The following is a 12,914-nucleotide window of genomic DNA, read 5'->3' as shown; positions in this document are numbered from 1 at the left end:
TTTAGCAGTTTCTTTAGGAGATACAGAAACACTTATTCAACATCCAGCTTCAATGACTCACTCACCATACACAAGAGAGGAGAGATTAAGTGCTGGAATCACTGATGGATTAGTTAGAATCTCTGTAGGACTTGAAGATGTAGAAGATATAATCACAGATTTAAGAAATGGACTAAATACATTATAATATATCAATTTTAGAGGAGAGATTATGACTAAAAGCAATGCAAGTTTTAAAGGACTTATTCCGTTTATAATTTTTATCTTAGTATATTTAGGAACAGGATTATATTTTGAAATTAAAGGAACAGAAATGGCTTTTTATCAACTCCCATCTCCAGTAGCTATAATAGCTGGAATTGTTTGTGCGTTTATACTTTTTAAAGAAAGCATTGATGAAAAATTTGATACCTTTGTTAAAGGGTGTGGAAATTCAGATATTATTATAATGTGTGTTATCTATTTGTTAGCCGGAGCATTTGCAGGAGTTTCAAAGGCCATGGGCGGAGTTGAATCAACAGCAAATTTGGGATTAACATATATTCCAGTTCACTATATAACAGCGGGAATATTTGTAATAACAAGTTTTATTTCAACAGCAACAGGGACATCAGTAGGTGCTATAGTGGCTATAGCTCCAATAGCGATAGAACTTTCAACAAAATCACATATACCACTTCCTATATTACTTGCCGCTGTTATGGGTGGTGCAATGTTTGGAGATGACTTATCTATGATTTCAGATACAACAATCTCTGCAACAAGAACACAAGGTTGTATGATGAAAGATAAATTTTTAGCCAATATTGGAATAGCTCTACCTGCTGCTATACTAACATTTATATTATTTTTATACTTTGGAAAACCGCTAGATATTATAGCAGCTCAAACTTATGATTATAATTTATTAAAAGTTCTACCATATGTTTTTGTACTTGTATTGTCTTTAGCAGGAATTAATGTATTTGTTGTTTTAACAGGAGGAATAGTTCTTTCTGGTGTGATAGGCATTTATTATAATTCATTTTCTCTAATTGGATTTACAAAAGAGATTTATATTGGATTCCTTAATATGAACGAAATCTTTTTACTATCACTTCTAACAGGTGGACTAGCAGCTCTTGTTACTAAAGCTGGTGGTATAGAATGGATTCTTAATAAAATTAATAAACTTATAAAAGGAAGAAAAAGTGCAGAGTTTGGTATAGGATTATTAGTTGCATTAACAGATTTAGCTGTTGCTAATAATACTGTGGCTATTATCATAAATGGACCAATAGCTAAAAAAATATCTCAAGAGCATAAACTTGACAAAAGAAGAGTTGCAGGACTTTTAGGAATATTTTCATGTATCGCTCAAGGAATTATTCCCTATGGAGCTCAAATGCTAATTCTTATTGGGTTTTGTAAAGGTAAAGCAACACCATTTGAAGTAATTCCGTTACTATGGTATCAACAAATATTATTGGTATTCACTCTAATTTCTATAGCAATACCATATTATAAAAGATTTTTAGCAAAACCGAGTATAAATCCATATACTCCTCTAGAAAATATATAAAATTGTAACTTAAAAAATTAAAAAGATCAGAGCTCTTGATTAAGAACTTTGATCTTTTTTATACTCTTATTCCATTTCAATCAAGCTAGAACAATTAAAATTACTATAAAAAAGCAACCTACTTACATGATCCTGTCATTCCTTGTACAAAACTTTTTTGCATACTAAAGAATATCACTATCATAGGTATTGTACTTATAACAATAGCTAACATAAGCATTCCATAATCTACAAAATACGCTGACGACATCGAGGACAATGTCAATGTTATTGTTTTACTTTCATTTGTTCTTAAAACAATTAAAGGCCACATATAATTATTCCACTGAGTCATAAAGGCATAAATTGCTGCTGCTGCTAAAGTTGGTTTCATAGGTGGCAAAACTATTCTAAAAAATATTGTTAGTTCACTAGCTCCATCTATTCTCGCAGATTCTATTATTTGAGTAGGAAAACTCTTCAAACTCTGTCTAAAGAAAAAAATTAAAAATACAGAGGATAACCCTGGAAGTATAACTGCTAATAAACTATCTATTAAACTTAATTTAACCATTATTCTAAAAAGTGGTATCATCATTGCTGCAAATGGAACCATCATAGAAAGTAAAAATATTTTATAAACGACCTCTGTTTTTACACTTTTGAACTTATCAAATCCATAAGCTGCTAAAGATGTTATAAGAAGTGTTAAAACCAGGTATATAATAGTTATTTTTAAAGTATTAAAAAAAGCTCTTTCAAAACCACCAAATTTTATCAAATTATTATAATTTTCAAAAAACATCTTACCTACAGATAATTTTCCACCTAAAATATCTGTGTTATTATTAGTTGAACCCACAACTAACCAATAAAATGGAAATATCGAAAAAAATGAAGCAATTCCTAAAAATAGATATTGAAACACTGAGCTTACTTTTACTTTTTTCTTCATTATGCATCATCTCCAGCAAGTTTAAATTGTATATAAGATAATAAAGCAATCATCAATACTACAGTGTATGATATTGTTGCTGCATAACCAAAGTTAGGTGCATAAACAAAAGATACATTGTAGATATATTGAGAAATTGTCATAGTGGAATTTGCTGGTCCACCCATAGTTAAGTTCATCGGTTCATCAAAAAGTTGTAATGTTCCTATTGTCGACATAATAGTAGTGAATAATAGTATCGGTTTTAACTGAGGTATTGTAATATAAAAAAATTGTTTAACTTTACTTACTCCATCTATATCTGCTGCTTCATACATATCTTTTGGTATGCTTTGAAGTGCAGCCAAGAAAAATATCATATTATACCCTGTCCATCTCCAAAGAAGAGCTAAAATTATTGTAACTTTAGCCCAAAATGGATCTGTTAACCAAGGTATTCCTGTTTGAAATACCCCTGTTTTCATTAAAATATTGTTCACTAACCCTTTTTCTGCAAAAATCATTTTAAATAAAACTGAATACGCTACTAAAGATGTCACACATGGTAAAAAAATACATGTTCTAAAAAAACTTTTAAATTTCAATTTAGTTGAATTCAATAAAGTAGCTAAAAAAATAGCTAATACTAACATTATTGGAACTTGTATAATTAGATATATCATTGTATTTTTTAAAGAAGTATAAAACATCTGATCATCAAATAGTCTCTTTATATTTCCAAAACCATTAAATTTATATACAATACCTCTAGATGTATAAAAAGAAAGAATCAACGAATCTATTATTGGATATAATGAAAAAAATAGAAATAATATTAATGCAACAGATATAAATAGCCAGCCTTCTCTCTTTTCTCTCCATAATTTTTTTAACATATTATCGCCTACTGTATTTGAGATTTTAATTGAGCTTCAGCTTTTTCTAATCCCTCTTCTACACTCATCTGTCCTTCAACTATGTACTTTAAAACGCTAACTACAGCTTGATCGGCTTCTCTAACATAAACTCCATAATTTACAGATGGAATCTCTTTCATCCATTTTGAAAAATCTTGGTAAACTTTTTGATTATCAAAAAATACATCTGGTGCTTCGTAAGCTGCAGTGGTTTGAGAAGGTAAAAATGTTCCTATAGCTCCTCTTTCAGTTAAGATCTCATTATAAAAGTCTTTATTCTCTGCAAATACTGATTTCATAAACTTTGCTGCAACTTCTTTATTATCTTTATTTAGAATATACCAACTAGATCCACCTAAATTAGATGCATTTACAGATTTTGTACCTTCTAACCTTGGAATAGGTGCCACTCCCCATTTCCCACTTTGACTATTTTCCGTTTTTATACTTCCTATTATCCATGCACCTGTCGAAATAGTTGCTACGTCTCCTGATGTAAAGTTTGAAACCCACTCTCCCCAACCAGAAGCTTGATTTACAACTCCTGAATTAAATAAGTCTTTTACTGTTAAAACAGCATTTTTTAATGCTTCGTTCTTTGTAAAATCTACCTCACCTTTTTCATTAAAATACCAACTTCCTGCTGATTGCATCATAACTCTAATTATTCCAGGATCATGTAATGCCATATCAGCCATCAGTTGTTTTCCTGTTTTAGCTTTTACTTCTTTTCCAATCTCTATAAGCTCTTGCCATGTTATATTTTGTAATCTCTCCTCTGAAATACCAGCTTCCTTTAAATAATCTCTTCTATAAAAAAGTCCTGTTACTCCACTATCAAAAGGAACTCCATAAGTTTTATCTTCTACTGTCATAGGTGGTATTTTATATTTAGCAAACTCATTATAATCAATAACATCATTTAATGGCATAAATGAATTTGGATATGATGTTAAAAATTTTTGTGCTGCATAATCCTCTATCAAAACAATATCTGGTAAAGTGTTTATAGCATTAGCTGATAAGCTTGTATGTATTTTTTGTTCAATGTCATCTCTACCATTATCAACTACTTTTATTTCAATATTTGAATTTTTTTCAGAATATATCTTTGCTGCCTTCTTCATTATAGGAACATTAAAATTTTTATCCCAAGCCCATACTGTTAATACTTTTTTAGAATTTTCATCTACTTTTGCTGTTTCATTTTTTTCTTCTTTTGTTCCACACGCAACTAAACCAAGACCCATTAAAAAAAGAACTGATAATTTTTTCTTCATAAAAACCTCCTAAGTATTAATAATAGTCACTTAAAAAATAAAAATGACATTTTTTACAATTATAGAACTGTATTTACAAAAAATCAAATATATATAATAAATCTGAATAAATTAATTTACTTAAGTTAAAAACATTAACGACTACCCCCTGTTAATTTAAAACCTTACTCAATCAACGTTGAAAAAATATTCATGAAAATAAAATACTCTAAAATAAAAAAAAGACTGACTACTACTATCCTTATATATAAAACATAAAGAGTATTACAAAAAAACTATATTTGTAATACATTTTTAGAACATGTCCTTATTTAGCTTTTTATACTCTTATACACTGTTTTTTAACTCTATGACTATTAATTAGGTCAATTTCAAACGAACGCCTTAAATCTCAAATTAAAGAGTCATTTTTATGGACTTTTGTGCATAAAGTAGTAACCACATCTATCTATACTTATTTTTAAGTATTTTTATTATATAAATCTATATTTTTGATATAACCTACTGTTTTCATCCCTATTATACCACTTATACTTCCTAAAAGATCTATTCCTATATCTCTCAAAGTAACCCCTCTTCCATCTTGATGAGAAAACCAAAATATAGAAAGCATTATAGCTATGGATAAAAATTTAAAAACTTTCTCTTTTTTCATTTACTCATCTCCTTTATTTATGTCAAAAGGTAGAGCATCATACTCTACCTCTAACTATATTTTTATACTTTTTAAATACTCTTTTAGATCTTCACTTGTTTCTGGATTACGAAGTCCAAGCTCAATATTAGCCTTTAATAATCCAATTTTATGTCCAATATCATACCTGATTCCATCAAAATTATATGTGAGCACTTTTTTGTTGTCATTTATCATAGCTAAAATTCCATCTGTAAGTTGAATCTCTCCACCTGCACCTGGAGCTGTTTTTTCTAAGTATTGGAATACATCTGCAGTTAATAGATATCTCCCTAAACAAGCTTTTAGTGATGGCGCTACTTCTAACTTTGGTTTTTCTACAAAATTACACATTACTACAGTTTTAGAATCTAAATCCTCCACTAGCTTTATAACTCCATATTTTGAAACATCCTCTGGCGCTACCTCTTGAACTCCAATTACAGAGTGTCCGTACTGATTATATTTCTCTATAAGTTGCGCAGTTACCTCTTTCTCTGAACTATACATAATGTCATCTCCAAGAGCTATAATAAATGGATCATTTCCTACAAAACTTTTTGCTTTTAGTATTGCATATCCAAGTCCTAATGGATGATTTTGGCTAATATAATATATGTTAGCCATTCCATGTATAATTTCTACTTTTTGTAACAACTCATCCTTTCCATGAAAAGCCAATGTATTTTCTAGCTCAAAAGAGTTATCAAAGTGATCATCTCCTTATAATTTAATACCTACTTTTATTATAATATTTTTTGAAAAATCAAGCACCTCCTCTCACAAAAATTTACAGAGTTCTCTAGCAAAATTTTCCAATCTATTAGATTAGTAATAATTTTCTAAATGGAATGGAATTTTTATGGATAAAAAGATTCTAACTGCAATATTAAATATAATAATTCTTTTATAATTTTTAGCGAAAAACGTTACAAATTAAAAATTGCTATATCACGTATTAACTACCCTTGGAAAGAACCTAAAAAAAGCTGCAATACACAATAAAATTCAATACAACTAGTAATTATATCTTTAAAATTATTTTAGATTCTAAGTCTTATTCTATTATATTATATTTTGATATTTTTTGATAACTTAAGACTCATATTCGTCATTTCGATCATAAAGAAATATTAACTTCAATTTTACTAGTGTTACTTTAGCGCTTCTTAGAGCTATAGTCGTGAATTATTAGAATTTTATTATGATAGTTATTTTTAGTATATCCTAACTTTTCTTTTAGTTCCACTCTTATGTTATAACTTTCACCACATCTAAAAAAAGAATTAAGATTATCAGGATTAAAAATAGGATTTTATTTCAAAAATTCTCTCACTTTAATTCTTCTTTATTTTTCCTCTTCAGACATATTTTTTGTCATAAAAAACTTCCAAGTTAGATAATTTAATATTACTCTAATTTAAAATTTTACACAAATATTTAATTAAATCCTTTCTTTTTTTATGTCCTTCGACTTAAATTTCACTTTACTAAAAGAGCATAATATAATTCTTTTTTATAAACTTCTAAATTTTTCTATTATTTCACAAATTATCAAACTTTCTTTAGGGGTTAATTTATATGATGTTTGTTTATTATTATTTATCATTTCTAACAACTCTGCAATCTCATATCTTAATCCATCGCCTTCAAACTTATAAAAATATTTTTTATTAAATGATTGATTTTCAAATCTAACTTCAAAATATTCTGTTTTCCACCAAGGAGCTGGTATATAAATATATCCCTTTGTACCAGATATTATTAATTCCCCTTCCGACTTTACTCCTAAACCTACCTTCGCACTTGCTATTGCATTTGGATATTCTAAAATTATTCTTGTGTATAAATCTACTTCATTTTTTTTATATGAATAAAATTTTAAATCTTCTGGTTTTCCTAGTAACTTAACTATTGCAACCAAAGGATATGTTCCAAGTTCCGTAATACTTCCTCCATCTTGATTTTTATCTAACTCTCTTATGTTTCCAGAAGATAATTTTGTAAATGTTGCATCAACATCTTTTATTTCTCCAATTACTCCTGATTTAGCAATATTTAGCATATATATAAATCCTGGGGAAAAAGCAGTTTTTATAGCTTCTAATAAAACTAATCCATTTTTTTCTGCTATTTCATATAATTCTTTAGCTTTTTCTGTCTTCAAGGTTATTGGCTTCTCACATAATACATGCTTTCCATTTTCTAAAGCCTTTTTAGCATAATCATAATGAGTTCTATGAGGAGAGGCAATGTAAACTGCATCTATTTTTTCTAAAAAATTATTATAATTAGTTTCTTCAAATTCTAATTCAAACTTTTCTTTAAAATTTTTAGCTTCAGTTTTCTCTATTGAAAATACACCTTCAACATTAATTCCACTTACATATTTACTTTCTGGTATAAACCTATGAGCTATTCTTCCACAACCAATTACACCAATTTTTATAATTTTATTTTTCTCTGCCCTTAATTCCGTACTTGAAATACCTTTTGTTCTATCTAAATATATTACATCACAGTATTCTTTTAAGTAATCAAATTTCCCCTTCCAATCAGAACCAATTACAAATTTATCTATATCATACTTTAAAATATCTTGTATTTTTTGACCTTCAAATTCTTCAATTATTATCTCGTCAGCCAATCCTGTATTTTTTACTGCTTCTATTCTTTTCATCAAAGAGTCTTGAACATTAAGTTTCCCTCTAGATTTATCATAATTTTCAGTTGTTACTCCAACTACTAAATAATCCCCCTGTTCTTTTGCTCTCTTTATAATATTATAATGTCCTTGATGAAATAAATCGAAAGTTCCATAAGTTAATATTCTCTTCATTCAAAATCCTTCCCTTTTATCTAATTTTATATTTTCACAAAATAAGAGATTTCATTATCTCTTCAAAATATTTTTAACAGTATCTTCTATTGTGTATTCTTCAAAACATTTTTTTAATAAGTCCACTCTTCTAGCTTCGTATTTATCTCTTGTATTTAATTTTTCTTTTAAATTTTCAATTAATTCATCTATATTATAGACCTTATCTCCTGGAGTATTTTCTTCATAATCTAGAAATAAACCTCTATCTTCATTTCTATAATACTCTAAATCATAAGGATAAAAAATTATATCTCTATTCAAATACAAGAAATCAAAATATATTGAAGAATAGTCAGTTATTAAAATATCTGTTTTTTTTAAGAATGGGTATATATCCATATCACTTGGAATATTTAAATAATTATTTTTTTTTTCATCTAAATTAACAAAATCTTTTTCTCTATACATTATATCTGTTCCTGCAAAATGTAGTTTTGTAACTAAAAAATAGTTGTTACTTTCTAAAAATTTAAAAAAGTATTCCAATTTTTTTTTATTACTTTCTCCTAAAAATATTATTTGTTTTTTATCTCTAAATGTAGGTAAATAAAATATTATTTTCTTTCTATTTTTTATTTTTTTTTTTAAAATATTCATAATTTTTTCTTCTTCTTTCAAAAGATTCATTTCTTTAGATATCAAAAAATTATTTCTTGGATACATTCCATATAGACAATCATTTTTATCAACTTCAAAAGCATCTCCAATTAAACTTTCTCCAAATTTAGAACAAACTAATACTTTTTGTTTATTCCATTCTCCTAAAAAAGTCTCTGTTTTTTTATAATTCTCTATATATTTACCTATTTTCTTTAAGGGAATACCGTGCCAAAGATTTATTTTTGTTGTTTTATCTCCTGATGATAATTTCCCAAAAATATCATTTACCGATTGATCAATAATATGATATTTAGCTTTAAAATGATACCATATTGATTTTATAGTATATTTCATATAAACTTCTTGATCCTTATTTCTTAACTCTTGGAATAAACTTTTATTTTCTGTTATCCAAATAACTTTTTTTAAATTATATTTCTCTTTATTAGAGCTTAAATACTCAAATAGATACCTAGAATTATCTGAATATCTTTTTCCGAACCAGCTTCCTATAACTATTATTCCTTTATCTTTTTTTATAAATCTTTGAACTTTTTTTATAAGAAAGTTCCATTGTTTTTTTAAAACTTCTTTTAATTGCAATTAAATACACCTCTATTTTATTATTTTGTGATTTGTTTGTATAATCTTTTTAATCTGTACCCCACCCCATCAAGTACTCAACTTAATTATTAAATATTTTTTTGCTTATTATTTTTTCTATATGTTAAGGGGCTTAGGTTCTCTTAGATTTTTTATAACTTGTCTTCATTGTAAAATTTTATATAATCACATATATCAGCTTCTAATTCTATTAAATTAGAATATTTTCTGCTTTATATTCTACAAAACTCTTAATATATCTGTTTTTTCCACCTTATTATAGATGAAATTTTTAATTCTTCTTTTATTAATCTACATATTATTTTTATATTATTTTTTTTATTCATTCTACAATTAATATTCATAAACTGAAAAAATCCTATTCAATCATTTATAGTATGAACTTCTATTTAGTTTCTATATCTTGTAAAGAAACTTTATCAAATAGTTATTCTCTATAATTACCTTTTTAATAGCTAAAAATTTTAAATGTAATCTATTTTTTATACGACTTCCTCTTTTAACCTCCTATTTTCCATCTTCTAACGCTTTGTTTCTTTTTTAGAATCTGTTCATTGGAAAACTGCGCGCCATCCTTTCTGATACTTCTATTATCTTTTAAAACATCTTCGGCTGAAAGTTCATATTTTAACATTATACAATCTACAAAATACTAATAGAAACATATTTAGTTCTCTAAATTTTAAAACAAAAAATATTTTTTCTTCACCTGTAAACTTAACTTTTTAGACATTTATTACTACTTTTCATATTTTTATTATTTAGATGTGCTCTCTATTCACAATTATCATATCACAATTCTATGAACTTACTCTAATACCACTTTCATTTATTTCCACTTTTTCTTTTAACTTTTTAGAAAATTTTTATTTTATTTTTTTCTTTAAATATATTTTTAATAATTTTAAAATATAAAATAAAATTAATCATAATGCTACAAAAACCTAATAAAAATAGATTTATTAATAAATCAATTATTACATTTTCAAAAAATATTTTATTTATATAAAGTTTTTGAATTGAAAATAGTATTACTAAATTTAGTAATGCATTCCTTAATATTTTCAATTTATATGGCATAATATTTAATAATATTTTATTACTTACTATTGAAATTATATTATTTAAAATTATTGAAAAAGTTGTGCTAAAAGCAACTCCCAAAATACCATATTTTTTAACTAAAGCTAAACTAAAAACTATATTAAATAACAAACAAATTATTGAATTGAATAATGTAATCTTTTGATATTTTGTCATTGTTAGAACTGCTCCAATTGGCCCTGCAGAAGTATCAATTAAGGCTCCCAATGATAATAAAATTAATATTAAGCTATATTTAGAATATTCTTCTCCAAATAAACCAAGTAAATCAGCACTTCTAAAATAAATTAATACAAACGACGGAATAACTAAAATTAAAATTAATTTAACAATATTTGAAAAAGTATCTTCTATTTCTTTTATTTTATTCTGCTTATATAATTTAGAAATTATTGGCCAAAATGCTAAAAATGGAGAAACAAAAATTCCTAATAAAGACAAGTAATTCTGATTTACTTTATAAATCGCTACAGCCTCTAAATTTAAATAATGTTCCAAAATTAATTTATCCGAATTTTGATTCAAAATACCTATACTAGTTATCAATGTAAATGTTACTCCATACTTTATTAGTTTAATTTTATCATTTTTTAATAATTTTAATTTATTTTGAATTTTTATATTTAATTTTATACTTCTTAAAAATAAACATAATATTTCACTTATAAAATAACTAAAAAAAGCTCCATATAGTTCATATTTTTTTAGTAAAATAAATAATCCAACTTTTAAAATATTATTTAATAAAACTGAATATAAATTAACTTCAATAATTTTACCTTTTCCCTGAAAATATGAATCTAATAACGTTATTAAACTTTTAATAAAAATACCGCTTGCAACACATATTAGAAATATTGATTTATATTTTTCTTTAAAAAAAATATAAAAAATTAAACTAATCATTACTGTAGAAAATGTTATTATCTTTAAAAATAATAATAATATTTTTTCACCATAAGCTCTTTTTACAAGCGGTATTTCTTTTATTAGAGAATTATCTAATCCAATTAACGAAAAAATAGTCAACATATTTACATATGTTAAAAAAAGTGTGTACTCTCCATATGAAGTTGGAGATAAATTATTAGTTAATAAAAATTGAAATAAAAATGCTATAATTAAACCTAACACTTTTATAAAAAAAACAACTCCTGTTTTTTTAAAAAAATTCTCCATTATCTTTCCTTTTTTATTTTATTTATCTGCTATTATACATCTCTTCATAATATTTTTGATAATCTCCAGATGCTACTTCCTCTACCCATCCTTGATTATCTAAATACCATCTAATAGTTTTTTCTATTCCTTCTGTAAATGGTGTTTCAGGATACCATCCAAGTTCAGTTACTATCTTAGTTGGATCAATAGCATATCTTGCATCATGCCCTAATCTATCTTGTACGTAAGTTATTAAATCATAATTAATATTAACTAAATCAGTAGTTAAAACAGCCTGATATTTAGGCTCCTCTTTCATAATTCTAGCTATTGTATCTATAGTAAGTTTTACTATATTAATGTTTTGCTCCTCATTGAATCCACCAATATTATATATCTCGTGTGCCTTAGCATTAGATATAACCATATCAATACCTTTACAGTGATCCATTACATATAACCAGTCTCTAACATTATCTCCCTTTCCATATACAGGAAGTTTCTTCCCCGCTAAGATATTTTTAATAATTAGTGGAATTAACTTCTCTGGGAAGTGATACGGTCCATAATTATTGCTACATCTTGTTATGTTAAATGGAAACTTATATGTTTCTCCATAAGCCATAACTATCATATCCGATGATGTTTTAGATGCTGAATATGGACTTCTTGGATCTAGTGGAGTACTTTCTGTAAACATCTTTTCTCCATAAGTTTGAAGATTAGTTCTTCCAGTTGCAATTGCAGCAACTGCTGAATCTAAAATTAACTCTCTTGGAATATCAAAGTCTTTACTTAAACTTCCATAAACTTCATCTGTTGAAACATGATGGAATTTTTTTCCCTCTTTATAGATTGGATATCCATTACTATCTTTACCAACTGTCCAGAAAGTTTTAGCAACTTCCATTAGATTTTGTGTTCCAAGTATATTTGTCTCTAAGAAAATCTGAGGATTTTCAATACTTCTATCTACATGGCTCTCTGCTGCAAAGTTTACAATAAAATCTATATCATGTTGCATAAATATATTTTCAACTAGTTCTCTATTACAAATATCTCCTTTAACAAAAGATACTCTAGAGTCTTTTAACTCCTCTCTTATTGTTCCAAGGTTTCCAGCATAAGTCAGCTTATCCAGTACAACTAACTTTATATCTTCATGCTTTTCTAACATATATTTAACAAAGTTTGCACCAA

11 protein-coding genes are annotated in these 12,914 nt (G+C 26.4%); 2 read left to right on the top strand and 9 right to left on the bottom strand.

What is annotated here, in order from left to right; genetic code table 11:
- Both ACRDDY_RS15145 and ACRDDY_RS15140 read left to right on the top strand, forming a co-directional pair.
- Nucleotides 1-187, top strand: a 187-nt coding sequence (locus ACRDDY_RS15145; RefSeq protein ID WP_438565777.1) for a PLP-dependent transferase, incomplete at its 5' end; no start/stop codon positions are given.
- A 24-nt stretch (nucleotides 188-211) separates the two neighbouring features.
- Complete coding sequence (locus ACRDDY_RS15140) at nucleotides 212-1,561, top strand: Na+/H+ antiporter NhaC family protein (protein WP_438565776.1); 1,350 nt, start codon at nucleotides 212-214, stop codon at nucleotides 1,559-1,561.
- 118 nt (nucleotides 1,562-1,679) lie between these two features.
- Here ACRDDY_RS15140 and ACRDDY_RS15135 read toward each other — a convergent pair whose 3' ends face one another.
- The 9 genes from ACRDDY_RS15135 to ACRDDY_RS15095 form a co-directional block, all read right to left on the bottom strand.
- Nucleotides 1,680-2,495, bottom strand: coding sequence for a carbohydrate ABC transporter permease (locus tag ACRDDY_RS15135; RefSeq protein ID WP_438565775.1), 816 nt, complete (start codon nucleotides 2,493-2,495; stop codon nucleotides 1,680-1,682).
- Nucleotides 2,495-3,370, bottom strand: coding sequence for a carbohydrate ABC transporter permease (locus ACRDDY_RS15130; RefSeq protein ID WP_438565774.1), 876 nt, complete (start codon nucleotides 3,368-3,370; stop codon nucleotides 2,495-2,497). The genes ACRDDY_RS15135 and ACRDDY_RS15130 overlap by 1 nt, the downstream gene beginning before the upstream one ends.
- A gap of 8 nt (nucleotides 3,371-3,378) precedes the next feature.
- Nucleotides 3,379-4,671: an ABC transporter substrate-binding protein gene (locus ACRDDY_RS15125; protein ID WP_438565773.1), complete on the bottom strand. Its 1,293-nt coding sequence runs from the start codon at nucleotides 4,669-4,671 to the stop codon at nucleotides 3,379-3,381.
- 460 nt (nucleotides 4,672-5,131) lie between these two features.
- The gene (locus tag ACRDDY_RS15120) at nucleotides 5,132-5,326 is read right to left on the bottom strand and encodes a hypothetical protein (RefSeq protein ID WP_438565772.1); all 195 of its coding nucleotides are present in this window, start codon (nucleotides 5,324-5,326) and stop codon (nucleotides 5,132-5,134) included.
- A gap of 54 nt (nucleotides 5,327-5,380) precedes the next feature.
- Nucleotides 5,381-6,001 carry a UTP--glucose-1-phosphate uridylyltransferase gene (locus ACRDDY_RS15115; RefSeq protein ID WP_438565771.1) on the bottom strand — a complete coding sequence of 207 codons (621 nt, stop codon included), beginning with the start codon at nucleotides 5,999-6,001 and terminating at the stop codon, nucleotides 5,381-5,383.
- A gap of 859 nt (nucleotides 6,002-6,860) precedes the next feature.
- A complete protein-coding gene (locus tag ACRDDY_RS15110) occupies nucleotides 6,861-8,183 on the bottom strand; it encodes a Gfo/Idh/MocA family oxidoreductase (RefSeq protein ID WP_438565770.1) in 1,323 nt (440 codons plus the stop codon).
- Between the two features lie 54 nt (nucleotides 8,184-8,237).
- Nucleotides 8,238-9,428 (bottom strand): CDP-glycerol glycerophosphotransferase family protein, encoded by a 1,191-nt coding sequence (locus tag ACRDDY_RS15105; RefSeq protein ID WP_438565769.1) that lies wholly within the window; start codon nucleotides 9,426-9,428, stop codon nucleotides 8,238-8,240.
- 876 nt (nucleotides 9,429-10,304) lie between these two features.
- On the bottom strand, nucleotides 10,305-11,732 hold the full coding sequence (locus ACRDDY_RS15100) for an oligosaccharide flippase family protein (RefSeq protein ID WP_438565768.1): 1,428 nt from the start codon (nucleotides 11,730-11,732) through the stop codon (nucleotides 10,305-10,307).
- Between the two features lie 22 nt (nucleotides 11,733-11,754).
- Nucleotides 11,755-12,914 (bottom strand): dTDP-glucose 4,6-dehydratase (locus tag ACRDDY_RS15095; protein WP_438565767.1); only part of this gene is annotated, 1,160 nt, incomplete at its 5' end.

Source organism: Clostridium sp. (assembly GCF_051656525.1).
Lineage (GTDB): Bacteria > Bacillota > Clostridia > Clostridiales > Clostridiaceae > Clostridium.
This window is presented reverse-complemented; position numbering and strand designations above follow the sequence as displayed.